The organism is Kitasatospora sp. NPDC056273 (assembly GCF_042268845.1).
In the GTDB taxonomy this organism is placed as follows: domain Bacteria; phylum Actinomycetota; class Actinomycetes; order Streptomycetales; family Streptomycetaceae; genus Kitasatospora.
The window spans coordinates 42632-68290 of the sequence record NZ_JBHJSJ010000049.1 but is presented as its reverse complement, the minus strand read 5'-3'; the positions used below and the strand labels follow the sequence as shown (position 1 = coordinate 68290).

At 72.9% G+C, this 25659-nt stretch carries 27 protein-coding genes and 2 pseudogenes; 3 read left to right on the top strand and 26 right to left on the bottom strand.

Annotated elements, in window-relative coordinates; translation table 11 throughout:
• Positions 1 to 192: 192 nt before the first annotated feature.
• From istB to ACFCY1_RS32240, 3 genes are all read right to left on the bottom strand, one after another.
• Positions 193 to 1020, bottom strand: coding sequence for an IS21-like element helper ATPase IstB (istB, locus tag ACFCY1_RS32250; RefSeq protein WP_375876849.1), 828 nt, complete (start codon positions 1018 to 1020; stop codon positions 193 to 195).
• A 99-nt stretch (positions 1021 to 1119) separates the two neighbouring features.
• The gene (gene istA, locus ACFCY1_RS32245) at positions 1120 to 2655 is read right to left on the bottom strand and encodes an IS21 family transposase (protein WP_375876848.1); all 1536 of its coding nucleotides are present in this window, start codon (positions 2653 to 2655) and stop codon (positions 1120 to 1122) included.
• A 214-nt stretch (positions 2656 to 2869) separates the two neighbouring features.
• On the bottom strand, positions 2870 to 3103 hold the full coding sequence (locus ACFCY1_RS32240; RefSeq protein WP_375876847.1) for a hypothetical protein: 234 nt from the start codon (positions 3101 to 3103) through the stop codon (positions 2870 to 2872).
• Positions 3104 to 3555: 452 nt separating this feature from the next.
• Between ACFCY1_RS32240 and ACFCY1_RS32235 the strand changes: the two genes are divergently transcribed.
• The gene (locus ACFCY1_RS32235) at positions 3556 to 4518 is read left to right on the top strand and encodes a hypothetical protein (RefSeq protein WP_375876846.1); all 963 of its coding nucleotides are present in this window, start codon (positions 3556 to 3558) and stop codon (positions 4516 to 4518) included.
• A 280-nt stretch (positions 4519 to 4798) separates the two neighbouring features.
• On the top strand, positions 4799 to 5053 hold the full coding sequence (locus tag ACFCY1_RS32230) for a hypothetical protein (protein ID WP_375876845.1): 255 nt from the start codon (positions 4799 to 4801) through the stop codon (positions 5051 to 5053).
• Between the two features lie 7 nt (positions 5054 to 5060).
• Here ACFCY1_RS32230 and ACFCY1_RS32225 read toward each other — a convergent pair whose 3' ends face one another.
• The 11 genes and pseudogenes from ACFCY1_RS32225 to ACFCY1_RS32175 all read right to left on the bottom strand — a co-directional run.
• On the bottom strand, positions 5061 to 5543 hold the full coding sequence (locus tag ACFCY1_RS32225) for a hypothetical protein (protein ID WP_375876844.1): 483 nt from the start codon (positions 5541 to 5543) through the stop codon (positions 5061 to 5063).
• 130 nt (positions 5544 to 5673) lie between these two features.
• A complete protein-coding gene (locus ACFCY1_RS32220; RefSeq protein WP_375876843.1) occupies positions 5674 to 6483 on the bottom strand; it encodes a winged helix-turn-helix transcriptional regulator in 810 nt (269 codons plus the stop codon).
• Between the two features lie 17 nt (positions 6484 to 6500).
• On the bottom strand, positions 6501 to 7340 hold the full coding sequence (locus ACFCY1_RS32215; protein ID WP_375876842.1) for a hypothetical protein: 840 nt from the start codon (positions 7338 to 7340) through the stop codon (positions 6501 to 6503).
• A complete protein-coding gene (locus ACFCY1_RS32210; RefSeq protein WP_375876841.1) occupies positions 7337 to 7966 on the bottom strand; it encodes a hypothetical protein in 630 nt (209 codons plus the stop codon). Before ACFCY1_RS32210 ends, ACFCY1_RS32215 begins: the two co-directional genes overlap by 4 nt.
• Positions 7966 to 8457, bottom strand: coding sequence for a hypothetical protein (locus ACFCY1_RS32205; protein WP_375876840.1), 492 nt, complete (start codon positions 8455 to 8457; stop codon positions 7966 to 7968). The genes ACFCY1_RS32210 and ACFCY1_RS32205 overlap by 1 nt, the downstream gene beginning before the upstream one ends.
• A complete protein-coding gene (locus ACFCY1_RS32200; RefSeq protein ID WP_375876839.1) occupies positions 8454 to 9200 on the bottom strand; it encodes a glycosyl hydrolase in 747 nt (248 codons plus the stop codon). The genes ACFCY1_RS32205 and ACFCY1_RS32200 overlap by 4 nt, the downstream gene beginning before the upstream one ends.
• On the bottom strand, positions 9197 to 9787 hold the full coding sequence (locus ACFCY1_RS32195) for a DUF4913 domain-containing protein (RefSeq protein WP_375876838.1): 591 nt from the start codon (positions 9785 to 9787) through the stop codon (positions 9197 to 9199). Before ACFCY1_RS32195 ends, ACFCY1_RS32200 begins: the two co-directional genes overlap by 4 nt.
• Positions 9788 to 9926: 139 nt before the next feature.
• On the bottom strand, positions 9927 to 10640 hold the full coding sequence (locus tag ACFCY1_RS32190; protein ID WP_375876837.1) for an HAD family hydrolase: 714 nt from the start codon (positions 10638 to 10640) through the stop codon (positions 9927 to 9929).
• A gap of 29 nt (positions 10641 to 10669) precedes the next feature.
• Positions 10670 to 11875 carry an MFS transporter gene (locus tag ACFCY1_RS32185; protein ID WP_375876836.1) on the bottom strand — a complete coding sequence of 402 codons (1206 nt, stop codon included), beginning with the start codon at positions 11873 to 11875 and terminating at the stop codon, positions 10670 to 10672.
• 155 nt (positions 11876 to 12030) lie between these two features.
• Positions 12031 to 13140: a DNA cytosine methyltransferase gene (locus tag ACFCY1_RS32180; RefSeq protein ID WP_375876852.1), complete on the bottom strand. Its 1110-nt coding sequence runs from the start codon at positions 13138 to 13140 to the stop codon at positions 12031 to 12033.
• Positions 13055 to 13237 (bottom strand): annotated as a pseudogene (locus ACFCY1_RS32175) (DNA cytosine methyltransferase); the annotation flags it as partial. The pseudogene ACFCY1_RS32175 and the gene ACFCY1_RS32180, both read right to left, overlap by 86 nt.
• 173 nt (positions 13238 to 13410) lie before the next feature.
• Between ACFCY1_RS32175 and ACFCY1_RS32170 the strand changes: the two are divergent.
• Positions 13411 to 13836, top strand: coding sequence for a hypothetical protein (locus ACFCY1_RS32170; protein WP_375876835.1), 426 nt, complete (start codon positions 13411 to 13413; stop codon positions 13834 to 13836).
• Here ACFCY1_RS32170 and ACFCY1_RS32165 read toward each other — a convergent pair.
• From ACFCY1_RS32165 to ACFCY1_RS32110, 12 genes and pseudogenes are all read right to left on the bottom strand, one after another.
• A complete protein-coding gene (locus tag ACFCY1_RS32165; protein ID WP_375876834.1) occupies positions 13818 to 14993 on the bottom strand; it encodes a DnaB-like helicase N-terminal domain-containing protein in 1176 nt (391 codons plus the stop codon). The two genes, ACFCY1_RS32170 and ACFCY1_RS32165, sit on opposite strands and share 19 nt — an antisense overlap.
• A complete protein-coding gene (locus ACFCY1_RS32160; protein WP_375876833.1) occupies positions 14993 to 15217 on the bottom strand; it encodes a hypothetical protein in 225 nt (74 codons plus the stop codon). Before ACFCY1_RS32160 ends, ACFCY1_RS32165 begins: the two co-directional genes overlap by 1 nt.
• 62 nt (positions 15218 to 15279) lie before the next feature.
• Complete coding sequence (locus ACFCY1_RS32155; RefSeq protein WP_375876851.1) at positions 15280 to 16155, bottom strand: hypothetical protein; 876 nt, start codon at positions 16153 to 16155, stop codon at positions 15280 to 15282.
• A 193-nt stretch (positions 16156 to 16348) separates the two neighbouring features.
• Positions 16349 to 18140: pseudogene (locus ACFCY1_RS32150) on the bottom strand (type IV secretory system conjugative DNA transfer family protein).
• Between the two features lie 100 nt (positions 18141 to 18240).
• On the bottom strand, positions 18241 to 18660 hold the full coding sequence (locus ACFCY1_RS32145; RefSeq protein WP_375876832.1) for a hypothetical protein: 420 nt from the start codon (positions 18658 to 18660) through the stop codon (positions 18241 to 18243).
• A 42-nt stretch (positions 18661 to 18702) separates the two neighbouring features.
• Positions 18703 to 19980, bottom strand: a complete 1278-nt coding sequence (locus ACFCY1_RS32140) for a hypothetical protein (RefSeq protein ID WP_375876831.1) — start codon at positions 19978 to 19980, stop codon at positions 18703 to 18705.
• Positions 19981 to 20058: 78 nt separating this feature from the next.
• Complete coding sequence (locus tag ACFCY1_RS32135) at positions 20059 to 20568, bottom strand: hypothetical protein (protein WP_375876830.1); 510 nt, start codon at positions 20566 to 20568, stop codon at positions 20059 to 20061.
• Between the two features lie 76 nt (positions 20569 to 20644).
• Positions 20645 to 21142, bottom strand: coding sequence for a hypothetical protein (locus tag ACFCY1_RS32130; RefSeq protein ID WP_375876829.1), 498 nt, complete (start codon positions 21140 to 21142; stop codon positions 20645 to 20647).
• A gap of 28 nt (positions 21143 to 21170) precedes the next feature.
• Positions 21171 to 21878, bottom strand: a complete 708-nt coding sequence (locus tag ACFCY1_RS32125) for a hypothetical protein (protein ID WP_375876828.1) — start codon at positions 21876 to 21878, stop codon at positions 21171 to 21173.
• A 240-nt stretch (positions 21879 to 22118) separates the two neighbouring features.
• Positions 22119 to 23624: an ATP-binding protein gene (locus ACFCY1_RS32120; RefSeq protein WP_375876827.1), complete on the bottom strand. Its 1506-nt coding sequence runs from the start codon at positions 23622 to 23624 to the stop codon at positions 22119 to 22121.
• A 23-nt stretch (positions 23625 to 23647) separates the two neighbouring features.
• A complete protein-coding gene (locus ACFCY1_RS32115) occupies positions 23648 to 24097 on the bottom strand; it encodes a DUF6238 family protein (protein WP_375876826.1) in 450 nt (149 codons plus the stop codon).
• A 36-nt stretch (positions 24098 to 24133) separates the two neighbouring features.
• Positions 24134 to 25603: an SCO6880 family protein gene (locus ACFCY1_RS32110; protein WP_375876825.1), complete on the bottom strand. Its 1470-nt coding sequence runs from the start codon at positions 25601 to 25603 to the stop codon at positions 24134 to 24136.
• Between the last annotated feature and the right edge of the window lie 56 nt (positions 25604 to 25659).

Genomic DNA, 25659 nt, shown 5'->3' with positions numbered 1-25659 from the left:
CACGCTGATCAGGCCAGATACGCGCTCACTCACCAGGTGGGGCTACCCACGGAGCCGCCAACCGCAGCCATTTTCACTCAAAGTGACGCAGAGCCTGATCCGTCCGGGTTGGCGGACAGCTTGTGGTCATCGCTGGCGGACAACTCATCTCCCGTCGCGGTATGACTAATGGTCACCCGCTTGGAGGACTTCTCAGCCGGCGAGGGGGACGACGCCCTGGCCGCTGGTGGCCTGGGCGAGGCGGAGGCTGGTGCCCTCGGTCAGCACGATGTGCGAGTGGTGCAGCAGCCGGTCGACGGCCGCGGTCGCGAGCGTCTTGGGCATGATCGAATCGAATCCGGCGGGATGGATGTTGCTCGTGACGATCACCGAGCGACGCTCGTAAGCGGCGTCGATCAACCGGTAGAACGCCTCGGCGGCGGCCTGGCCGCAGGGCAACAGGCCGATGTCGTCGACCACGATCAACTCGCAGCGGGTGATCTTCGCGACCGTCTTGGAGACCGAGTTGTCGACCGCGGCCCGCCCCAGCGTCGCGGTCAGCGACTCCAGCGTGAACCAGGCGACCTGCATGTCCTCCTCGATCGCCTTGCTGGCCAGGGCTTCGGCGAAGTGGCTCTTCCCCGTTCCGGAGGCTCCGGCGATGGCCAGGTTCTCCGCCCGGCGGACCCATTCCAGCGTCATCAGCGCCTGCTGGGTCGGCGCTGGGATCGAGGACTCGGCCTCCTTCCAGGAGTCGAAGGTCTTGCCGGAGGGCAGGTTCGCCTGCTTGCGGTGGTTGCGCTTGGTGGCCGCGCTGCGGCCGGCGATCTCGGCTTCCAGCAGGATCCGGACGACCTCGGCCGGGTCCCAGCGTTGCGAGCGCGCGGTCGCCAGGACCTCCGGGGCGGCGTCGCGAAGGTAGGGGAACCGCATCCGCTTGAGCACCGCGTCCAGCTCGGCCGGGATCGGAGGCGGCGCCGGCGGGGCCGGGACCGGCGTGGGGGCGGTGAGCACGGGCGGCTCGGCGAGCGTGGTGGTCATCTGGATGCACCTCTCTGGCGTGCCGGCACCGCGGATCGGTGCCAGCCTGGGGTGAACAGACCTCCCGGCCGCCGACGCGGCGACCGGGGAGACCCGGGTTCACGGGGTCCGGCCGAAGTCGGCCCAGGCTCCGGTTCCGGGCTGGACCGAGTGGGCCTCGTCGGCGACGACCAGGTCCGAGGGCCTGGCGCCGGTGGCCCGGTAGCGGACGATGGACATGACGTCGTCGTCGGCGAACCTGCGTGCCGTGGCCGCGAGTCCGAGCGCCGCGTCGACCTCGCCCGCCCCCACGAGGGCGGCGTGCTCGACCGCGGCGGCCATCTTGACCCGCATCCGCGTGACGCCGTTCGCCGCGGCCTCGATCAGCCACTGCCTCGCGCCGGGCCCGAGCGCCAGGAACGCTTCCTCCTCCTGGGTGGTCGGCTTGACCCTGGGCGGGCGGGGCCCACCGGCCGGATCCTGCGGATGGCCCGGGTAGTGCGCGGCCACGATCACCGGCCTGCCCGGCAGCGAGAGCTTGTGCCGCGCGACCTCGGTCAGCCCGGCGGGGCCCTGGAGCCACTCGGGACGGTGTGTCAGCCGGGCGAGATCGACCACGACGACGAGCTCGTCGCCGTCCGCGCGCACGAACGCCTCCTGCCCGACCAGGCCGGGCGGGGTCGAGTAGCGGACCTGACCGAACCTGACGGTCTGGTCGGTCTTGACGATCCGCGACTCGCCCAGCGCGAGGGTGTGGGGCCCCGGCGGCAGCGGGTGCAGCCTGAGCCGCTCGACATCCAGCGCCGACGCGGGCGTCTTCGCCGTCTCCCGGTGGATCCGGTGATTGACCTCGTGGCAGAACAACACGCAGGCGCCGCGCAGTTCGGCAAACGACTCGTAGGCGGAGCGGAGGTTCGCCGAGGTGGGCACCAGGTCCGCCTTCGCGATGCGGACGGTGGCCTCCGAGCCGCCCTTGCTCTCCGGGTCGAACGGCACGCAGGTGTGGACCTGCGTGCCGTAGTGCCGGCCCGCGACCACGACCTCGGGGTGCCGGACGGGGACACCGGCGATCCGGTCCATCGTGACCGTGCGCTCGTTGTCGGTGAGCACATATGTCGGGACGCCGCCGATCTGACGCAGCGTCGCGTCCAGACACGAGATCAGCGTCGCCAGCGTGCGGTCCCAGGTCGGGATCACCACGCGATAGCGGGACCAGGCCAGCCAGGCGCAGAACAGCAGCGTCTGCCGCGGTTCGCCGTCCAGGCCCGGGACCTTCGGTCCCCAGCCCCAGTCCACTTGGATCCAGAGCCCCGGCTCGGTGATCCACGGACGGTACGTCCTGCGCTTGCCGGCCCGATAACGCTCCTTCGCCGCCGCGACCGCGCGACGGGTGGTCCGCTCGTCGCCGGTGAACCCGAGCAGCTGCAGGCGCTCATGGAGCTTGTCCGCGCGGACCAGGCCCTGCGACCGCTCAACCCACTCCTCGATCTTCGGGACGAACGGGTCGATCAGCTTCGGCCGCACCGACCGCGCGGTCTCGCTCACGCCCATGTCCCTCATCCGTGCGTACCGGCGCACGGTCTTCGGATCGACTCCCGCCAGCGCGGCAGCCGAGTGGACGCACTCGGTGGCGTCGAGAGCCTCGAAGATTTCCATGACTTCCCTGGCAGACTTCCTCAACGATCCCTCCGGCCGGACTCTCACTCGATGTCTCGTCAACACCGAGCGTGAGCAGCCGGAGGGATCATCTGTTCGGAATCGAGGACGGTAGACCAGGCTTCCGCCCGAACGGCCCTACCAGCAGGGAGATGAGCTGTCCGCGGAACAAGACCCGAATTGTCCGTCTTCCTGGATCTTGCGTTGTCCGCTCTCAGCACGAGTAGTCGAAGTCGATGCTCACCCCGAGCGAGGAGGAGAACGGCTGGTCCAGGAACGCCGTACCCGCCTTCGACGCGGCGTTCGGCGTCAGCTCCAGCGCGCCCTCGTTCATCCGCGCGCTGCCCAGCAGCCGCCAGTGCGGATTCGCCGGGGCCGTGCCGGTGAACGACTCGGTGATGGGGAACTGCACCTGCTGCTGCACGGCGTCGTGCGACTGACCCGTCATGAAGGACTCCTCTTCGCTGGACCGGCACCTTCTCAACAGCCCGCTGTAGACGCGAACCGAAGGGACCTTGACGGCCCCCGGCGCTGACCATGCCCAAACCCCGGCGTCGTACGCATAAAAACCTACACAAAGTGACGAGATATCACCTTCAGGTACGGCGCAGGCGGACAGGCCAAACATTCGTGACGCCGGTGACTTCGGACTCCGCCCTTCCCAGAGGCCGCCACGACCAGTGGCCAGGTAGCGGGAACAACCCTGGCCATCCGCAGCGCACAGTCACTGCGTCTTCGCGGTTGTGTCGAGCTGTCACTTCGCTGCGCTCTCGCCAATCGCCTGCGGCAACGGTCGTCTTCGTGATCCCCGTTCGTGTGAACCGAGGCGGATGTCAGACGTCTGGCGGCGATCCCCCGCGATCATGAAGGTCCGCATACCGACTGACAGGACGGGCATCCATGACGACGACATCGCAGCGGTGGAGATTCACGGGTGCGGCCATCGCGGTGGCCGTGCTCGCTGGTGGGCTCGGCACCTCGCCCGCGCACGCCGGAACCGGCAAGCAGGGGTTGCTCTGGCGGCAGTTCGACGAGCCGGGCTGGTACGAGTTCGACCTGCCCAAGGGCGTGGACTCGTTCACGGTCACGATGATCGGCGGAGGGGGCGGCGGCGGAGGCGCCGGGCGGGAGGGCACCGGCACCGGTGGCGGAGGGGGCGGTGGCGGAGGCGCCGGCATCGCCGACTGCACCGTCACCAAGTTCCCGGCCGACCGCAGGACGATCGGGGTTCGCGTCGGCGGCGGTGGCGGCGGAGGGCAGAAAGGCGGACGGCAGGGAGAGTTCGCCACGGGCGGCGGCGGCAAGGGAGGGGCGGAAGGCGGAGGCGGAGGCGTCCCGGGCAACCGGAACGACGGCGGCGGCGCAGGGGGCGGCGGCGGCGGCGGGAGCTCAGCGGCCTTCTTCGTCCTGGGCAAGGCCAGCGGCGCTGTCGTCAGCGTCGGCGCAGCGGGTGGCGGCGGAGGCGGCGGTGGGGGCGCTGGCTGGGCACCGGGCGAGGGCCCGGCGCGCGGCGGCAGTGGCGGTTCCGGACACGGCGGAGCCCGCGGCGGCCAAGGCGGCAGCGACGCCAGGAAGACCCCGATCGGCGGCCACGCCGGCGCGGGCGGCAGCGCCCAGTGCGACAACAACACGGACGTCACCACGACAGGGACGGTGGCCAACGGCACGAACGGGGGCGACGCCGACAAGTACACGGCCGGAACGGCGGGCGTGCGCCCCTGGTTCCCCGGCCTCCCCGACGGCCTCATCCCGAAGAGAGCGGGCCGGGGCGCGGCCGGCGGCTCCGGCGGCACGTCGACCACCGACGGCGCGACGGCGCGCGGTGGGTGCGTGATCGTGACCTGGAACTACCCGTCGTCGTAGACGCTCAGCCCCGGGCGGCGGTCCCGCCACGCAGCTGACCTGGGTGGCCAACCGCCGTACCCGTCCACTGGTCGTCGATCCGCCAACAGTCGTGAACAGGTCTCGCCAACCGCGACGAACAGAAACGCCGTGACCTGCAAGGATTCCGGAGGCAGTCCGCCAACTATCGCGAACGGTCACAGCCGTGGGCGAACCGGACGGGAATGGATCAGGGGCGCGGGGTGCTGAACCGAGGTTGCGGCGCGGAGCCGTACAGGGTCGGAGGGGGACGAAGGCGTTGGTGCCGAACAGAGGCCGGGACATGGCGGCGCTGGAGCGCAAGATCCGCAGCGCGGGCCGGGCGTGGACGATGGGCGACGTCGCGATGATCGCCGAGGGCCAGTGGGCCGTCGCCGCGGGCCGGGTCGAGCGCGAGCAGACAGTGGCGGTCGAGGAACGGCTCGCGGACGGCCGGCGGGTGGAGCTGACCCTGGAGGAACTGGCCCGCGTGGTGGGCACCGACCCCGGCGCCCACCACGACAGGGCCGACGACTGACCGCCGCCTACCGCCGGTTTGCCACCAGCGGGGCCGGGGCGGCAGCCGGCGGGGCGGACCGGTCGACGGACGGCCCGAGGGGGCCAGGCGCCCGCGAGGTGCGGGCGGTGGCGGCCCGGACCCGTTCGGCGTCCGGGCCGCCTTTGGCGTTGAACGCGTGCTCACGGGCGTCGACAACGTGGCGGATCATCTGGACGGCCGTGTTGCTCTCGGCGTAGGCCACACGCAGGGCGCTCGCCGAGGCGGTGATCCGGTCGAGGTCGTAGAAGGCGGGGACTTGACCGGGCCGGGTGAGGGCGTGAAGCCGCTCCTGGTGCACAGCGATGGAGTTGGAAACGACGACGAGGTGGGCCCGGTGGTGCATGGACGAGCGCAGCATCGGGTCCGTGGCGACCAAGCGGGATGCGGACTTCTCCAGGTCGGCGATCGGCCGCCCCCAGGCTTTCTCGATCATCGCGTCCGCGCAGTCGAGGGCGGTGGCGTCGGGCACGGTGTTCTCCGGTGTGGTGGTGGGGCGTCAGCGGGCGGAACGGGCGACCGGCACGGGAGCCGTCAGAGCGCCTTCGGCCCGGCCCGGTGGTTCGGCTACGGAATCCGTTCCGGTTCCGCAGCTCGCGAAGTCACCGGCCGCGCGAGGGGTGGGAGGCCGCCGTGACAGCTGTGGGGACACGCGGCGGCGGTACCGGAGGGTGACTGAACAGGGAGGAGGGGGCGGCACTGCGCCGCAGTGCCGCCGCGGTCCGTGCGGACTGCGCGGGGGAGTTGAGGGTGCGCTCGGCGGCCGGCACCACCGGGGCCAGGGCGGTGGTGTGCCGGCTGTCCCACTGCTGGAGGGCGGTGTGGACCGGGCCGAGGGCTTCTCCGGCGTCGGTGAGGACGTACGGGGCGCCGTGCCGGTCGCCGGTGCGGGCGACGAGCCCGTCCGCCTGCATGCGGTTCAGCCGGGTTGCGGCGAACTGCTCGGAGGTGCCGAGGCGTTCGGCCAGCTGGGGCAGGCGCATGCTCCCGTGCTCCGCGAACAGGCGGACCGTCTCGGTGGTACCGGGCAGCTGCAGGCGCTGCAGGGCGTCCTCGATCCGGTCGTACCGGCCCTGCGGGGTGTGATCGATGTGGTCGGACGACCACTGGGCGAGAGTGCGGTAGACCGGGCCGAGCGTGCGGGCTGCGGACGAGAGCCGGTAGGGCGCCGCACGATCGAACGCGCCGTCGCGGGTCACCAGGCCGGCCTCGGACATCGACGCCAACCTCTTGCTGACGTACGACGGGGACAGCGCCGTGACGTGCTGGGCGACGTCGGCAACCCGCATCTCCGGGCCGTACTTGGCGATCGCGTGGACGACATGGGTGGTCCACTTCGGCGCGATCCGGTGCAGGACGGTCTCGACGCGCTGCGCGTCGGCGGTGCTCATGGGAGTGATCTGGGCGGACATGGCCGGGAGTTCCTTGCTCAACGGGTACGGGCGGAGACGGAGGGGTGTGCGGCTCCTGGCGAGGGCACGGCCTGGGCGGGGCCGGCCGCAGCGGGGGCGGTGCCGCGGTAGAGGGCGGCGACCTGGCGAAGCCGCTCCGTGCGGGCGGCGGCGTTGGCCGCTTCGCCCTCGGCGGTGAGCGAGAGCATGTGCCCCATCCGGGAGGCGGAGGTGCTGGTGTCGGCGGTGACGAGACCGGCGCCGATCAGCTGCTCGACCGCCTCGGCGTCGATCGGGGCGCCGAGTCCGGAGCCCCAGATGACGTACTTGTCGCCGCGCACGCTCTCGCGCAGCCACAGGTCCCCCTGCTCCACAGCCTGCAACGCCGCCTTGGCGAAGCCCTGTTCGTCGTCCCAGGCGGCCGTGGCGGGGCGCGCCTGCTGGTCGGCCGGGGCCGTGGCGCCGTTGGTGCGCGCGGAGTCGCGCCGGAGTTGCGGTGTGGCGGTCGGCCGGTCGGCCTCGGCGCCGCGCTCGTAGGCACTGAGGACCTTGTCGAGCTGCCCGTAGGCCGCTCCCCTGCGGGCGGTGAGCAACTCGACCTGGAGCCCCGCGGACTGGATGATGCCGTTGACGCCGCGCATGCTCGCGTGGTCGCCACGGGCGATCGGCTGCAGACGCTCGATCACCGTCTTCGCCTGCTCGGTGAGGTCCTGGTGGAGCCGGTCGACGTCCCGGGCGCACGAGGCGACCACCGAGGCGAGGTGGGCCAGCGGGCTCTGGTACGGGTGCCGGCCGGACAGCTCCCCGGCATCGCCTGCGCCGAGCCGCTCGTAGACGAGGTGGGCGCCGGGGTGGGTGTGCGGGTTGTGCGGGTTCACGGGGTCGCCTCCAGCCGGGCGAGGAGGGAGCGGACCAGCGTGGGCAGGCTGTCGGGACCGTCGCCGTCGAGGTGTACGGCGCTGACCGACTCGTCCAGGAGGCGGTGGGCGTCCTCGGCCAAGGCGCCGATGATCTCCGTGCACGCTTCCGTGAACTCAGCGCGGGCGAGCAGGGCCTGGCCCAGGAGCTGGAGGTAGAGGCCGGGCGGCAGGGCTGCCTCGGCGGCGAGGGCGGCGATGGCCTGCCGGTCCTGCGGGGCGTAGTCCGCCAGGTCGAAGTCGGAAGTGCTGTCGTCGGCCGGGTGGCCGGCCTCGGCGACCAGGGCGTCGACGACCTGGGTGAGGTCGGCGAGCGACTCCGTCAGCCAGCCCAGGGCGGAGACGTAGGAGGCGAGGGTGAACAGGGAGGCCGGGGTGGCCGACCGCCGCGTTTCCAGCAGGTTCTCCAGCCGGTCGGCGAGTGCAGTGATCGCCTTCGGCCCGGTGGCGAGCGGCCCGAGGACGGGGTGGAGGTGCGAACGCGCGGGCGGGGCGGCATGCCGAGCGGTGGTGAGGCCGGGGACGGCCTCGGCGGCTTCGACGAGCCAGACGGCGAGGTCGGTGTGCGTGAGGGTGGCGGTGGTCATCATCGGGCCCTTCGGGTGGCGGCGCTCGGCGCGAAGCCGGGGGAAGCGGTGGTGTAGGCGGGGCTGCTGCTGCCGGCCTGTACGGGGCGTACGGATTGGGCGCGGGCGGCTCGCACGCGGGCTTCCTCGGCCGGGCCGAGGCCGGTCGGCAGGTTGAGCCCGGTGCGACCCAGGCGGTTCTGGGCGGAGCGGTACACCTGGTAGTCGAGCCGGGGTCCGGCGGCCACGAGGTGCACCTCGCGCCGGTGCTGGGACTCGGGCGGGGAGGTGCGGAACTGCACGACCAGGCGGTGGCTCGCGAACTGGTCGCCGACGCCGAGGTAGACCTTGTGGCAGCCCTCCAGCCGCCCTTCGAGGCGCTTGGCGACCCGCTCGCCGTGGACGAGGTCCTGCAAGTGCAGCAGCGCCTGGTCGCGGACGGCGTCGGGGAGCTGGCGCAGGTCGGCGATGGCGTCGGGGTGGGCGCTGAACCCGAACTTCGCGCGGCTCACAGCGACCGCCCCCGGTCGGGCTGCGCGATGGCCGCGGGTGCGGCGGCCACGATCTCGGCGACGCCGGGAGCGGTCGGGGCGGCGCTGCGGGCGAGCGCGGCGCGGGTGCGCAGCGCGTCGGCTCCGGTGCGGTACTCGGGTGGCTCGGGCAGCGGGGTGTTCCGCGAGGCCAGCCACGCCTCGGCTCCGGCACGGTCGGGGAAGGCGCCCTCGCGGATGGTGTAGGTGTTCCGCTTCGCGTCGGAGTGCTCGATGAAGAGCCGGACGGGCAGTTCGGCGGCGTTCCTGTCCGTGACCATGGTCCACGCCTCGCCCGGACTCTCGCGGGCGGCCGTGAGGTCGATCAGGTCGTAGCGGTCGCCGGCGCTGTGGATCTGGTTCTCGATCTGGTAGGTGAGTTCGTCGGCGCCGATGAGGTCGCCGTCCACGGTCATCGCCGCGGGCGGGCAGCCGCGTTCGGCGAGCCACTTCTGTGCGAACGCCACGTTGGCGTGCGCGGAGGCGTCCAGTGCGAAGGTGCCCTCGGCCTGGTCGCGGCGGACGTCGAACGTGAAGAGGTCCGGCAGGCTCCGTCCCGGGCCCCACGAGGCCCCGTTGTCGAAGGCGAGCAGGTAGCTGCGATCGCCGACGTCGTGCCGCGTCAGCAGGTCGAGGTCGCTCTCCCCTGCGATGTCCCGCAGGATGCCGGAGCGGTTGTCGGCGGGCGACAGGCCGCCGAGGTCGAAGTCGAGGCCGGCGCTCATGCGGCGAGTCCCAGCTGGTCGGGGGTGGACAGGACACGGTGGGCGGGCCGGGACGGGCTCGTGGCGCACGCCGCGAACGGGCCGTCCGGTGCGCGGAGCTGGGCGATGGCGTGGTCGAGGTGGTCGCGGTGCCAGGTCGAGGGACCGCTCTGGCCGGCCTCGGCGGCGGTCAGCTGCTGCCAGGCGAGCCACAGGGCATGGAGGCGGGCGACGGCCTCGGGGTGCTCGTGCCACTTCGCGCACCAGGGGCGGGTGGAGCCGATCTCCCGGCCGTAGACGGGCAGCAGGATGTGGGTGACCCAGAACGAGAGCTCGGCCAGCTCGGCGGCGTACTCCGCGCCGCCCATGGCGAGGATGAACAGCGGTGGGGCGGAGCCGGGTTCGTCCCCGGCCACGGGGTCCGGCCCGGTCGAACCGGACCCCGTCTCGTCGTCGGCCTCGGAGCCGAGGCGGTCGAGGATCACGCCGTGCTGGCGGACCTCGGCCATGGTGCGGGTCAGGGCGCTGACGAGGTCGTCGAGATCCTCGTCGGCGATGCGGATCGGCTCGGGCTCGGAGGAGCCCGAAGCCGGGACGGACTCGGACATGGCACATCCAGGGGGTTTGTACGGACGGGGAGGGCGAGGCCGGAAGGTCTTCTTCGGGTCATGGCGGGGCTCCGGTGAAGCGCGGTTGTGAGGGACAGAATCCGTAGGATCGGCGGCTTGGTCAGGCCATCGATTCGTGCTAGGCGCAGGCCAGTTGGGTGCCGCGGTCCTGGATGAGGCGCAGGCCCAGGGCGACGGCGTCGGCGAGGGTGCCGGTGAGGGGGTGGCCGGCGGCGGCGAGCTTGGCGGGGTGGTGCAGCCCGCCGGTGTGCAGCACGGCGTACGCGCCGTTGGCGTGGGCGGCGTCCGCGTCGTCGACGGCGTCGCCGACCAGCAGCACCCGATGCGCGCTCTTGGTGAGGCCGAGGGCTTCGAGGTGGGCGGTGAGCGGGGCGGCCTTGGTGCCGCCGGAGGGGCCGGTGCGGCCCTCGAACCGGGTGAAGAAGTGCCCGATGCCGGCCTGCTCGACCTCGCCGACCAGGGTGTCGTGCGGGCACAGGGACAGCAGCGACTGGGTGTGGCCGGCCTCGCGCAGGGCGGTCATCAGCTCGACGGCGCCTTCGCGCACCTTCACCGGCTGTGCGCGCAGATGCTCCAGGAAGGCGTTGTCGCTGGAGATCCACTCCTGTTCGGTGATCTCGCGTCCGAGCAGGCGGGCGTAGAAGTTCGGGATCGGCACGGTGTGCTTGGCCCGGTAGGTCTCCCGGTCTACTGGGGCGCCGCCGAGGGCGGGCAGGGTCTCGTTCAGGGCATCGACATGGTCGTCGAGGTCGTCCTTGATTGTTCCATTCCAGTCCCAGACAACGTGCATGCGGGTGGCGGGAGTTGCAGTGGCGAAGAGGGTGATGTTCACGGCGGTGTCCTTCGGGGTGAGCGTGGGGGTCAGGAGGAGAGGCGGTCGTTGAAGCGGTGCAGCAGCCACAGGGCGAAGGCAGCCCCGGCGAGCGGGACTGCGGCGACGAGCAGCGGGGCGGTGGTGAGGGAGGCCAGGGCGGTGCCGGCGGCCTGGCCGACGCCGATGCAGGCGATCAGCCAGGCGAACGCCTCCGTGCTCTCGCCGTGCGGGGCGAGGCGGTCGACGGTGAGGAACGCGGCGGTCAGCAGCGGCGCGAGGAAGGTGCCGGGCAGCACGGCGCCCAGGACGGCGACGGCGGGCGCGGGGTCGGGCAGCAGCAGCGGCAGCCAGCCAGCCGCGAAGCCGATCGAGGCGGCGACCAGGTGCTTGGCGGGGGCGCCGGGCCAGGCGTGGCGGCCGTAGGCGAGGCCGCCGAGCATGCTGCCGATGGACAGCGCGGCCGGCATCACCCCGGCCAGCCACCCTGCGTGGTGGCGCTCGGCGGCGGACAGCGCCAGGACGTTGACCGCGCCGAGCGCGACGCCGGTGCCGATCAGCGCGGCGAACAGCACCCGAAGGCCCGGCACGCGCAGCGGACCCGTCCAGTGCACCGCTTCTGTGAACTCCGCCGGCGTCCAGGCACGGGAGGGACGGGCGGTGACGACCAGCCCGGTGCCGAGCAGGCCGAGCGTCGCGGTCGCCACCAGCGCGGTGGTTGCTCCGGCACCGGCCGCGAAGCCGGTGGCCAGCAGGGGCCCTGCGACGAACACCAGGCCCTGGGTGCTGCTGTCCAGCGAGAGAGCGGTGCGCTGGCGTTCGGCGGCGGGCAGCAGCACCGGCCACAGTGCCCGAAGGCCCGCCTCCAGCGGCGGCGTCGCCAGCCCCGCCACCAGCACGGTGAGCGCGGCGAGCACCGGGTGGCGCACCGGACCGGTGCACGGCAGCAGCAGGAACGCCGTACTCGCCGTGGCCGTGGCGGCGACGAGGACCTGGGTCTGGCCGTGACGGTCGACCAGGCGCCCGAGCAGCGGCTGCCCGAGCGCGGAAGCGAGGCCGTACAGGGCGCCGAGGGCTCCGGCAAGGGCGAGCGGGCCGTGCTCGGCGCGTACCAGCAGCAGGATCGCGATCGGCGCCATGCCGGTGGGCAGGCGGCCGATCAGGGTGCCGCCCAGCAGGCGGGCGACGTGCGGCGAACCCAGGACAGCGCGATAGGCGCTGTCCTGGGCAGGGCCGCAGGCGGTGGTGGTGCTCAAGGAGAACGTCCTTCGGTCGTACGGCCGGCGGCGCGCTGGCGCGCCGGACCGGGGCATGCGCAGGCATGACAGCCCCCTCGGGTCGGTGCGGCTGCGGGAGAAGAGTCCGCTGATTCCGGGATTTGGCACGGCCGGGGAAAAGGGGTAGGAGCCCCTCAGCCGGTTCGGCAGCGCGGGCAGCGGGCGAAGGCCGGTGCGAGCAATTCCATTGCCCTGGCCGCCTGTTGGGGGACAACGCCGTTGCCGAGTGCGGTGAGCTGGGCCGGTCGGCCGAGTCCTGGGGTGGCGGTCACCCAGCCCGGCTCAAGCCCTTGCATCCACTCGACGAACTCCGCGCGCAGCCGCCCGCCTTCGTCGGTGGGCAGCGGTGCCGGGCGGGTGAGCGTCTCCCATCGGGCGACGGCGCCGGCGTACGGTCCCCACCGTCCGGGGTCGAGCCGTCCTGCGGCCCGGCCTCCCCCCACAGTGGCAGTGCCACCGCTTCCGTCACGAGCGTGGTCGGCCGCCTGCGGGAGCGCGAGGCCGGGTTGCGGGCGGAGGAGGGCCGGAGCGAGGCCGCTGCCGAGGGCAGGCTCAGGTCCCCGCCGCCGTGCCGCTGGTTCGGCGAGCCCTTGATCCCGTCCGACGCCTTCGGGGTGGGCAGCAGCCACTCCACCTCGTCCGCCAGATTCGGGCCGTGACCACCGCGTTTCCGCTTCGCCGGATGCTGGCTGCCGCCGTTCGTCGCGATGTTGCTGGTCGGGGTTTTCAGCAGTGCCGTGGTCGGCGGGCCAGGCTGTGAGGAAGACCCTGGCCCGGTGGTGGGGTGCGCCGACGTCGGAGGCGCGAAGCACGAGCCATCGCGCGTCGTACCTGAGCTGGGCCAGGGTGCCGAGTACGGCGCCAAGTGCCCGCAGATCAGACTGAGCTGGGTCGTCTCCCAGACACCACGGGCAGCGTTCCACGTCGCCAGCGGAGGCGGCGACGGCAGGGGAGGTGAGCAGTCCTCGTACATTCTCGACCACCAGGAGGTGCGGACGCAGGGCCTCGACCGCACGCGCTACGTGCAGCCAAAGACCCGATCGGGTTTCGGCGTTGAGTCCGGCGCGACGGCCGGCGACCGAGACGTCTTTGACAGGGGAAGCCCGCCGTGAGGACGCACACCCGCGGAACGTCGGCCCAGTTGACCGTGGTGACGTCGCCCAGGTTCGGCACGTCCGGCCAGTGCCGGGCCAGAATCTTGGAGGCGCCCGGGTCGACCTCGGCGTGCCACGCGACGGAGCCACCGAACGCGGCCAGGACCCCCAGGTCGAGCCCCCCATACCCAGAACACAGACTGCCGATCAGCGGCCCGGGGCGGGCAGCCGTGAGTATCGGCGTCATCGCTGGCTCCGGGCGGTGTGAGCCGAAGGTGCGGGAGAGGCGGGCAGGGGGCCGTTCAGATCTGCTGGAACGGACGGGCTGGCGTTGACCGATCGGCTGGCAGCGGCTTGCTGGCGAGGACCGGCGGACGGTGGCGGGATGTGCCGGGCAGTCCGGGGCAGGGTCTGGGCGCCGTGGCGAAGTTCTTCGCGGGCGGTTTCGACGGCGCGCTCGATCGTCCGTACCGCCTCCGTATGGGCCTTTCGAACCACGGGGTGCTGGTGTTGTTCGACAGTGTGACTGAGGAAGGCGAGCTGCCGGGCGACCGTTCCGAGGGCGGCGGAGGCTTCGCCGAGGCTGGTGACGGCTTCGGCGTACGACATGGCGGCGCGGGTCGTATCGAGGTGCACGGGCTGCTTGGCGGCACGGGCGGCGAAGTCGCCGCCCAGCTCTCGGATGAGCGTGCCGAGCGCGACTATCTGCCGACCGATCTGCACGGCATCCGGCACCTCGGCCTGTCCGGCGGCGGGAAGCAGTGCTTCCTGCTGCTGCAGGGCGCACGCCCGGGCGTGGAGGGCGAGCGCCTCGCTGACGGGGGTGTTCACAAGAGACTCCGGTGAGGGTGGGGCGGGTTGGTGCGCTCACGGGCATGGAGTGAGGCCGGCGCGGCGGCCGTTGCACGATCCGGTACCGGGCTCGCGCGCGTACGGGGACGGACGGGGCTTCGCGCGAGCGCGGCCTGGACGCGAGCGGCCTGGTCGATGCCAGCCGGGGGCGGTGCGGGAGGTGAGGTGGCGGTGCGCCAGCGGGCCCGTACCTCGTCCAGCGGGCCGAGGGCGTGGAGCGCGTGGCCGATCAGCTGCCCGGGGGCGAGGCGCCGGTCGTCGGCATGGGCGGCGATCTGCTGCGCGGCGCCGGCGGCGGTGCGGGTGAGGGAGGAGCGCAGGAGCTGCTCGCCCAGCCACTCGGCCGAACCCGCCGCCCCGTCGCGCAACACCGGCGCGAGCTGCTCCTCGGTGAGCGTGCCTTCGGCGAGCAGGCCGCGCCGCTGGACCTCCCACAGCGTGGTGACCGGGTCGATCGGCTCGCCCCGGTGGTGGAGCGCCCCGAGGCAGCGGTAGAGCTGGCCGTGGCCGGGATGGGCGAAGTCCTGGGGGCGCAGCCAGTCGAAGACCTCGCCGATCGCGCCGTTCTGGTGGACGAGCAGGGACAGCAGGAACTGCTCGTCTTCCGCCTGGGCCGTTGCGGGCGGCTGTCCGGGGGCAGAGAGGGGAGGTGTCCTCGGGGCGGTGGCCCGGGGGTGGGTTCCCCAGCGCTTCGCGAGGTCGTCCAGGACGCCCGAGAGCACGTCGGCCTGGGCGGCGGTGCCGTGGACCTCGTTCTGCCCGGCGTCCTCCCGGGCGACGGCGAGCAGGCGGTCGGCGTGCTCGGCGACGGTGCGGTGGACCGACCCCTCCAGCACCATCCGCCCATACAGCGGCGCGTGGGCGGGGCGCGGGCAAGCGGCGACGAGGGTGTGCACGTAGGAGGCGGTGAGGCCGCGCACCTGCTGGCCGGCCTCAGTGAGGGTGTCGGTCAGCCACGCCACCGGCACCGCGCCCTCCGTGCCGAGGGCCGGGTGGTCCTCGGCCCGGAGCTTGCGCAGCGCGGCGAACAGAGCCTGATGGCCGGGCCGGTAGAAGTCGCGCGGCTCCAGCCAGTCGAGGCCGCCAAGCTGGCGGGGGTCGAGCAGAACCGCTCCGAGGACGGCCTGCTCGCCCTGGAGCAGCGGGTCCATCACCGGCTCCGGCGGCGACGGGCGCCGCGGAGCTGGGCCACTGCGAGGTCGGCGGCGGCCTTCGCGGCGGCGAAGCGGTCCAGCTCACCGGTGAACGTCGGGTCGGTGGCCAGGATGGAGCCTTCGCCGGTGATCAGCCACCACTGGCCGCCCCGGCGGACGACCGGCGACCCGGCCAGCGGGGCCGGACGGTGGTGGGCAGCAGACGAGTTGGTGTCGGACATGAGGACCTTCCGGGAGTCGAGCGGTCAGCGGACAGGGGCGGCGGCGGGAACGTCCCTGAGGCTCATGCCGCCAGCCCGAAGGAGTCGAGGTCGGTGCTGACCGGCTGGCCGGCGCGGCAGGCCCAGGGCGAGCAGCCGTCCGCGTCGCCGACTTCCAGCTCGGCGTCCGCGAGCGCGTCGAAGACGTCGGTCTGACGGCCCGCCCACTCGTGCGCGGTGACCCGGTCGATCGGCGCCTCGTCCAGGGGTCGGCGGCTGCGGTGCAGGTACGCCTGCCCCAGCAGCGGGGTGCCCTCGGCGGTCGCCCGCGCGTTGCCGTTGCGGATGGCGCGGTCGAACTCGACGACGTCCTGCCACTCCTCGGGCGAGCCGTCGCGCAGGGCCCGCCACTGGGCGTTGCCGTGGAACGGGCACCCCAGGCAGCTCGACTTCGGCGTGGACTCGAAGCCGCGCGAGCGCAGCAGCCGCAGGCAGTCCGCGCGGGAGAACCCCTCCTCGATCAGAGGGAAACGATTCTTCATATAGGCGACATCGGCGTCCTTCGCCCGGTGGAACTCGTCCGTGGAGATACCGATCCACTGCTCCACGAACACCCCGGCCGGCACCCGCTGCGGGTACGGGTGGCCGAGCATGGCACGGACCTGCTCCTTGATCGGCTTGATCTTGTACTGGCCCGTGCGCTGGCGACGTGAAAGCCCCGCGGTGCCTTGGGGGTTGAGGATGTGCAGCGGCATCGACGCGAAGCGCTTCGTCGGGTCGAGGGCGTCGTCGCGGATGTTGCCGGAGGAGACCCGCAGGATCGGGATGCCGGCGGGCTCGGCGACCTCCCGCTCGATCCGGTCGAGGTGCTCGTAGACGGCGCGCGGTTCCCAGCCGGTGTCGGCGAAGATTGCGGCGTCGAGGCCGGGCAGGTGGCCTTCGGCAGCCAGGAGTAGCAGCGCACTGCTCTGTACTCCGGCGCCGAGTGAGAGAACTCGCAGGGCGGGAGCGGTCGTTGTGGTCACGGAGGTGTCCTTGGTGTGGGCGGGTGGACGTGGCACACCCGGGCGAAGCGGAGGAGGAGAAGCGGCTGGGGCGGCGCCGGTCGAAGACGGGTGGACTCCGGGTCGGCGCCGCCGGGGTGGGGGTGGGTCAGGCCGAGAGGGTGAGGTCGTCGAGGCCGGTGCTGCCCTTGGCGAGGGCGCGTTCGGTGATGGCCTTGGTGGCGCGGGAGGAGGCCGGGCCGATCTCCTTGGCGGAGCGCTCCTTGTACCAGGGCTTGAGGTCGAGCATCGCCACCTTCATGCCGGTCGCGAAGAGCAGGATCTTGCCCTTGGGGAGCGCGCGGATCTCGTCCGGGGGCAGGATGCGCTCGGTGCGCATCGACACCGAAGTCGACTTGCCACTCCCGGAGTCGGAGACGGAGACGGTCTGCACGTCGTGCTCGCCGATCTGCCTCGACAGCTTGTCCGCGAAGTCGGCGTCGTCGATGCCGCTGCCGATGACCTTGACGGTGGCCGCGGACCACAGGGCGTCCATGCCGGCCTCTCCCCAGCAGCGCTGGCCCTGCCGGTAGGACTGCAGGATGGTGATCGGGATGACGCCCCGGCTGCCGAGGTGGGAGTAGAGGTCCGGCAAGTCACTGATCTTGCACACGTTGGCGGCCTCGTCGAGGACGCACAGGGCGGGCGGGTCGAGTCGGCCGCCGGAGCGTTCGGCGACGATGACGGCCGCGCGCATCACCGCGTCGGCAGCAGCCGCGATGATCGCCGAGGCACTGCCGCCGCCGTCCTTGCTGAGCAGGAACAAAGTGTCCCGGCTGGAGGCGAAGTCGAACGGCTTGAACTCCGGCAGGCCCTTGGTGGGGGTGACCCAGGCGGCGATCTCCGGGTCCAGCAGGCAGCTGGCGTACTGCCTCGCCGTTTCAAAAATCCCATCCCTGGTCTCGGTGGCGCCGGTGACGGTGCCCTGGAGCTGGGCGGCGACCGCGTGGTGGCCTGCATCGGTCAACAGGTCGACGGGAGTGCGGTCGGAGGGGGAGGCGAGCCAGGCCAGCACGTCGGTGATCGGGCGGCGGTGGCTCGCGGCGGCCAGGAACAGCGACCCGAGCGTGTTGCTCGCCGCGGTCGACCAGAAGTCGGAGCCGCTGGACTCGTCGACGGAGGCGGTGACGAAGTGCCCGGCCAGGCGCTTGGCGCCGGCGAGGTCGCGGGCGTCCGCCAGGATGTCCCACCACATCTCGCGCGGGTGGTGCGCGATCTGCTGCGGGTCGAGCGTCCAGACCGTGCCGACCTTCGCGCGGGCATCGGCACAGGCGGTGAAGGCGTCGTTCGCTGCCTTGTTACTGGTCAGCAACACCGGCCCGGGGGCGGCAAGGATCGCGGGAATCGCGATGCCGCTCGTCTTGCCGGAGCGGGGCGCCATGATGGCGACCATCACGTCCTCCCAGCTCGCGCGGACCTCGGCCTTGCCCGGGGAGAGCGTGCCGATCAGGATGCCCCGGTCGTTCGGCTCGACCTCTTTTACACTCCCGGCCGTTCAGGCTCGGCCGCAGGCTGCGGGCCTTCTTGGTGATCTCCGCGTCCAGGAGCGGCGCTATGTCCGCCTTGCGGGCCAGGCCGCTCCTGGCGCCCGAGCGGTGGCGCAGCCACAGCACCAGGACGGTGACGCTGGTGGCGAGGGTGAGCGCGCCGGGGACGATGCGGGCGCCGACCAGGACTGCGGCCGGACCGAGGTGGGGCCACAGCCGCTCAGGATGAAGGAGGGCTTCGGCGGCGTGGAACGGCGCCCAATCACCAGACCCGACAAGGTAGTTGGTCAGGTTGCCGGTCAGCCAGGCGAGGGAGCCGAAGGCGAGGGCGGCGCCGACGACGGCGAACAGGAGATAGAGGAGCGCGTCCGAGCCGGAGGTCGTCGACGGCGCGCCGGTGCGCGGGGTGGGCAAGAGAGCGTCCAAGAGGGTGCGAGCGGGCGGCGGGCGGGGCACGCTCGGCTCTCGTACGAATCACGGTGCTCTCCTCCGGAGGCGGGACTGGCGGAACGTTTCAGCGGGTGCGGGCGCCAGGCCGGACCGGCACCACCGCGGGTGTGCCGGCCCGGGCGGGGGCGGCCTTGGCAGCGGCGGAGGTACGGCGGGTGGCGGCGAGCCGCTGCTCCTCGGACTGGACGATGCAGTTCTGGCCGACGTACCCGACGACCAGGTGAGGGTCGATTCCGACCCGGTACCCGGCGTCGTCCAGCATGGTGGCTGCCGTGGAGGCCGCAGCGGGCTGGTCGGCGCCGGGAGTGTCCGGGGGCAGGTGGTAGCAGCAGGAGCCATGCGGGTCGGCGGCGGTGAAGCCGCACTGGCGCAGGACGTCGTGGATCTGCTCCGGGGCGCCGGTGCGGCAGTGGGCCCGGACCACCTCGTCCGAGCGGCGGACGATCTCGACGTCGGTGCCGAACGCGTCGGCCAGGGTGCGCATGATCGTGTGCTTCCTTCGGTTCGGTCAGTGGGGCAGGCGGTTTCAGTGGGCTCGGCCGGCAGGCCCTGCGGATGTGGCCGGTACGGACGGCATGCGGGCGGGGGCGGCGAGTGGGCCGGTGGACGTGGGTGCTGGGGTGGTGGCGCTGCGGGCGAGAGCTGCCCGGGTGCGCAGGAGTTCGGGCGGCTGTACCGGGTGGCCCGGTCCGGGCTGTGCGGGCGCAGTGCCGAGGGTTCGCAGGTCGCTGAGGGTGTCGGCGAGTTCGGCCTCGGCGGTGCTGATCAGTTCGGCGCCGGAGGAGAGGCGGTCGGACAGCTCGTACTTGTCGGGGGCCAGGCCGGCGACCTGTTCGGCCGCCGCTTCCAGTGCTTCCCGCAGCCGGGTGAGGACGCCGTCGTCGGGGTCGAGGAGCTGGTCCACCGCCGTGGCGGCGTCGGCAGCGCTGGAGGCGCCGCGGATCTGGTCGGCCAGCTCCAGAACTTGCCGGCCCGCGACCTTGAGACCCTGCGGATCGGTGGGGGTGGTCAGGAGGCCGCTGTCGAGCTTCGGGTCGAGGTCGACGTTGTAGCGGGCGGCACGCAGCATCTCGGCGGCGTGCGTGGCGACGGCGATTCGGTCGGCACGGGTCGTGGTGGTGGGCAGCCGGTGCCGGCGCCCGTGCCAGTCCTGGATCTGCTTGAACCCGGCGTGGCGCAGCAGGGTGGCCGACAGGTCGTCGCTGGAGCCCTTGGCGACGACACTGCCGCTCGGTTCGGTGCCGATGGTGATGTACGGGGCGGGCATCCGGTAGTCCTTGGCGGTGGTGACGGAGGGGACGCTCCGGGGGAGGTGGCCGAGTTCGGCGGCGATGCGGTTGCACTCGGCCTGCACGTGGAAGGCGTCGCGGTAGGTGCTGTGGATGCGGCCGTCCTCCCGCACGACGGTGGCGACGATGTGCACCGAGTGGTCGAAGGCGCGGATCGCGGCCCACCGGCAGCCGTTCGGGTCGCCGGCGGGGGCAAGCCCGGCGGCGGTGACCAGGCGCTGGGCGACGTCGGCCCACTGGGTGTCGCTCAGGTCCGGGTGCCGGGGGTCGGAGCGCACCGAGCACAGCCACACCGGCTGCTCCGGTGCGCGGGCGCCGATCCGCTGGGCGGGGGCGTCCAGCACGTCGCCGCCCAGGACATCCTGAGGGTCGCCGACCAGGGGCAGCTGATTGTCGGCGCCCCGGTACTCGGCGCCGATCAGCCTCGGACGCAGTCGGTGGCGGGGGTCGTCCGGGCCGTAGAGGGCGGGGATCAGCGCGGTCGTGGTGGCGGCGCGCTGCAGGTGGGCGATCACGGCGTCCCCTCTCGACGGTGGTGGCGGGCCCCGGTGGCCAGGCTGGGAGCTGCGGTCGGCCGCGTGCTTACGCGAGCGTCAGCGCCGAGCGGTGAGCCCGTGGTCACGGGCGAAGTCCTCGCAGGCGAAACGCGCCCAGCGCTGGTCGTTGTGCAGCCGGGCCCAGCGGCCGTCCTGGCGGATGACGGTGGCGACGAGGTCGAGCCGGTCGCCGGTGTTGCGCAGGGCCACCCATCGGCAGGCGTCGGGGTCGTCGTCCGGTTCGATGCCGGTGGCGTCCAGCACCTTCCACGTCAGTTCGAACCACTGGTCGTCGGTGAGCGCGGCCCGGCCGTTGCTGAGGATCGAGCAGTGCCAGGTCAGGAGTCGGGACGGGGTGTGGCCGGTGCGCGGCTTGCGCAGCGCCAGCGGCTCGTCCAGCAGCGCCGCCAGGTCCGGCAGGACGATGTCCTCCTGGTCGGGCGGGCCGGGCGACCACGACGCCAGCAGGTAGGACTCGAAACCGGGATCGGCGCCGTTCAGCACGGCGAGCAGATCGGTGGTGCTCTCGGTGCGCCGCACGGTGCAGGACAGCGGGGAGGAGGACATCGCGGGGGCTTTCGGATCGTGGTGAAGGGGGCGGGAGTTGGTGAGGTTCGCTGCGCCGGGGGAAGGCGCCAGCAGGTCAGACGAAGGGATTCTCGGTCGGCCGGTCGGTGTCCGCGGCCGCCTCCAGCAGCTCGGGCAGGTCTCCGGGTTCGCAGGCGCGCTGGTCGATCCACCAGCCGGCGCGGGTGATCGTGCGAGCCTGGTCCTCGATCAGCTCCCACTCGGGTTCCGCCATGCCGGCGTCGAGGACGAGCGCGGTGTACGCGGCGGCGAGGACCTGGTGGCGGCACCGGACGCCCCAGGCGATGCCCTTCTCGGTGCCCTCCAGTGGCGGCATCCGGTACTGCTTGGACCAGTCGTCCGATTCGGCCTGCTCGGCGGCGCGCTTGGCCTCCAGCCACGCCGCCTTCTCCGTGTCGTCACCGGCCTTCGCCGCGCGCCAGCAGTCGGTGCACTCCTGCTTGGCCAGCCACTCGGCGAAGCCGGCCCGGCGGTCGGCCGGACGGTCGCCGAGGTCGCGTTCGGCCTCGTGCCCGCACGAGTGGGTGATCTGCCAGACCTTCTTCACGGCCATGTGCTCTGCTCCTTCGGGGTGGGGGTGGTCAGCGGGCGCGGGCGAACGCGATGCGCGGGTCGACCGCTGCCGGCGGCGGGCTCACGGGGGCGGGCGCCTTGAGCGCGGCCTCGTCGACGCGGAACTTGCGCGTGGTGAACGCCTGCTGGACCGGTGCGCGGTGGGCGGAGACCTCCTCGGCGAGGCCGGGCAGCATGGCCACCTGGAAGTTGCCGCGCTGCAGCCCGACCGTGGTGCGGGCCACCGCGTCGAGCGCCTCGGCCCGGGTGCCGGGCGGGGGGAGGTAGACGTCCAGGTCCCGGTGGTGGCGCCAGCCATCGGTCACCAGGAATATGCCCGGGTTGAAGGGCAGGTCGTCGTTGACGGCGGCGACGATGCCCAGGCTAGGGTGCTCGGCGATGGCGACGTCCGGACCGGCGCCTGGAGCGGCCTGGGCCTGCCGCTCTTGCACCCGCTGCTGCCGGTCGGTGTTCCTTGCGGCCAGGGTCATGTCGGTGTCGACGCGGTAACCGGCGCCGGTGAGGAGCTTGGCGGCCCAGGCGGTGCGCTCGGGGGCTTCGCGGTGCTGGTCGGTAAGCGTGAAGAGCTTCGGGTTGCCGGGTAGGCGCTGGAAGTCGAGGCGTTCCAGCATCCACTCGGCGGCGGCCGACTGGGTGGGCAGGGAGGCGACGACGCCGTGGGTCGGGTGGTGCCCGATGGCGACGTCGGGCAGCGGGATGGGTTCGGCGGCAGGCACGGTGGGGCTCCGCTTCGCTGGTACGGGCTGTGGTGGCCGGGGCCGTGAGGACGGCTTCCGGCGGAGCTGATGATGCGGAGAAGCGGGAGTTTGGCTCGGCCGGAATCTGCTGGTAGAGCGCAGGACCGGGGCACTCCGGCCTCGGAGGCAGGGCAGATGCGACCCGCTCCTTGCCGTCCGGTACGAGGAGCGAGCCGTCCGTGGTGGACCCGTGGGTTCAGGATTCTCGAACCCAGTGGTTTACGCGGCCATGCGGAAGTCGGTGTCGTAGAGAGCCCGTTCGCGGCTGTGGAGGAGGTGCTGGACGATGAAGGAGAGTGAGGCGACCTTCCACAGGCCCCGGCCGCGGGTGAGGGCGGCGATGGCCTGGGCCTCGACCCCGGTCAGGCCCAGCAGGGCCATGGCGGCGGGGATCTGGTCCGGTTCCTGGCGGTAGATGATCCGGGTCGAGCAGTCGGCCAGGAGACCCTCGGCGAGGACGCGCCCGCGTGAGCCGGCGTCGCCCGCGGATAGCAGGTCGGAAAGCCGGTGGAGGATCAGCAGGTTGGCGATGCCCAGCCCGCGGCTGAGCTTCCACTGCTGCTGCATCCGCTCCAGCAGACCGACGTGCCGCATGATCCGCCATGCCTCGTCGTAGATCACCCACCGCCTGCCAGCGCCCGGGTCGGCGAGGGCGGCCTCCATCCACGCGCTCGCGCAGGTCATCGCGAGGACGAGGGCGGTGTCGTCGCCGCTGCTGCCGAGGCGGGACAGGTCGATGGAGAGCATCGGCGCGTCCGGGTCGAACCTGACGGTGGACGGCGCGTCGAACATCCCGCTGAGGTCACCGTGGACCAGGCGGCGCAGGGCGTGGGCGAGGTCGTCGGTGGCGTGGCCGAGGCTTCCGGCCTGGCCGCCGAGGGCGGCGTCGAGGCGGTCGGGGCGGCCGAGGACGTGGGCGATGTCGCCGAGCAGCGGCACCGTGCCGGCCGCGTCGGCGTCGGCGACGACCAGGTCCAGGGCGACGTCGAGGCCGGTGTGCTCCATCGGCAGCAGGTCGCGCTTGAGCACGGTGGCCGCGAGGCTGGCCAGCAGCAGAAGGCGGCGCTTGCGGACCTCGCCGGTCCAGTCCTCCTCACTCACCCCAGCCGGGCGCTGCGGGGCGTCCAGCGGGTTCAGCCTCCCCGGGAGACCGGGGCCCAGCGCGATGGTCTGCCCGCCGAGCGCCTCGGCCAGCCCCGACCACTCACCCTTCGGATCGGACGGCACGTAGATCTTGTACCTGTGGGCGATGGCGCGGGTGGCGATGGACTTGGCCAGCGCGCTCTTGCCCATGCCGATGACGCCGCACAGGATCGCGTTCGGGTTCGTGAACCCCTCTATTCGGCCGGAGTTGTAGAGGGCGAACGGGTCGTAGCAGAACGACCCTTCGGCGTGGAGGTCGCGGCCGATGAAGATACCCTCGGCGCCGAGGCCGGCCTCCGCGAGGAAGGGATAGGCCCCCGAGGCGGTGGCGGTGGTCAGGCGGTGTTTGGGAAGTCGGAGCTTGCCGCCGCGGGCGGAAGCGGGGCCCGGCCGGCCGGTAGCCGGGTAGACGGGCTGGAGATCCGCGTCGGTGACGCTGTTCCGGGGCCGCTCGGAGGTGGGCTGCGCGTGGCGGGCCTTGGTGCGGGCCTGGGCGAACTCGGCTCGTGCGGCGCGCTGTTGGGCGCGGGTGCTCTTGCTCGGGACGAACAGGTGGGAGGCGGTGGCGCGGTTCCTGGGCATGGTCTCGAATCCGGGGTGAAGGGTCAGCGGCGGACGAGGCCGGTGAACGGGGAGTGCAGGTCGGCGGGGGTGGTGCGGCGGCGCACCAGGTGCGCGGTCTCCTGGTGGCGGCGGCAGACGCTCAGCTCCGGCGCGCCCTCGGGCAGGCGGGCGCGGCAGGCGTCGGGGCCGGGGACCTCGCCGCTGCCGGGCCGGGGCGAGGCGTGGTAGGCGGCGTGGAGGTGGTCGGCTGCCTGCCACAGGCGGGTGCGGGCGGCCTTGAGATGGTCGCCCTCGGCCGGCAGCAGCGGCGCGGTGCGCTGGGCGTGGGCGTCCAGGAGGCCGTGCAGGGCGACCAGGTGCTCGTGCAGCGAGTCGAGTTCGGCGCGGGAGGCGACCAGCGGGCCGGTGGGGATGTTGAGCGCGCGGTGGAAGTCGATCGCGGCGGTCGCGTAGGGGACGAAGTCCTGCGTGGTGGCGGGGGTGGCCGGCATCGGGGGGTGCTCTTTCGAGGGGAGGGAGGGCCGGCATCAGGCGGCGAGGGCGAACGGCAGCGCGGAGGCGGTGAACGCGGTCGCCTGCTGCCAGGTAAGCGGGCGCAGGTCGAGCTGCGCGCCCACGGCGGCGGTCTCCACCACGGCGCAGGCGGAGCGCAGCTCGTCCTCGGTGTCGGCGGAGACGGTCAGAAGCCCGGTGAGGGCGACGTCGGCGTGGCCGGCGATCAGCTGGCGCTCGCGGTTCTGGATGTCCTGGTACTCCACGGAGTCGGCCTCGCTGGAGACCTGGCCCTTGCGGGCACGCTCGGCGGAGTCGGCGATCACGCTGGCCTTCTTGCGGCGCACGTCGCGCAGCGCCGAGTCGAGGTCCTGCGGCTCGTAGGCCAGGGAGACGGTGCGGCGCACGCCGGAGGCAAACATGACCTGGTGCAGGAAACCGGCGTTGACCTCCGTCCTCGGCCAGTTCTCCACCCAGTAGGTGGTGTGGTGGGCGGAGTCGGTCGAGATGTGGTCGGCCTTCTCCACCACGACCACCGGGCCGGCGGCGGCCGGGTCGGCGGACGGACGCCCCTCCTCGGACCAGCGGTCCAGCGCCGCACGGGACTTCGGGTCGTAGGCGGTGCGGGCCACGGCGGCGATCTTGCCCGCGGACAGCCAGCCGGTCGGGGTGAGGCCGGCGGTGCGGGCGGACTGCTCGAACGCGGAGGTGAGCTGGGCCAGGACCGCGAAACCACCGGTCAGGCCGCCTCCGGCCTGGTTGATCAGCCGCCGGGCGCCCTTGAAATCGAGGGCGATGGCGACGTACGCCTCGTGCGGTGCGGCGGCCGGACCGGCGCCGCGGATCAGCTCCCCGTACAGCTCACCGGCCAGCGGCGCGTCGGGGCGCCCGTGTTCCTCCCAGTACCGGCGCAGCGCGTCGCCGGTGTCCGGGACGGTCCGCTCGATCACCTGGATGCGGGCGACCTGGCCGGTGCGGGCGAGCGCGGCCAGGGAGCGCCCCCACCCGTTGACGTTGGCGTTCTGGGTGCCGGGGTCGAGCAGCGCGTAGGCGTGGGAGGAGACCTTGACGATCGCGGTGAGGGTGCCGTTGTGCGGGTCGTGGACGGCGCCGTAGCGGCCATCGGGCGCGGTGACCACGCGCAGGCTGGCCGCGCTGCCGGGCAGGTGGAGCAGGCCCTCGCGCACCGGGCGGGAGGAGGGGCGGGTGAGCCAGACCAGCTGGCCGCGTAGGCGGCGCAGGCCGTAGCGGGCGGCGACGGGCGCCCAGTCAGCGAGGGTGCGGCCCCGGTAGCGGATGAGCACCAGGGCGGCGACACCGGCCCACAGGGGTATGAGCTGCAGGGCGCCGGTGACGCCCCGGGTGACGAGCACGCCGAGCAGCAGCAGGCCGGTGGCGGAGGTGGTGATGAGCTGCGGGGCGCTCAGGCCGAGCAGCACGCCTCGGCGGCTGCGGTGGGGGAACTTGACGGACGCAGGGGTGGCGTCGGGCGTCGAGGAGGACATCGGTGTTCCAGAGGGATGAGCGGGCGGGCGGCGGGCGGGGGCGCGGCACTCTTCTG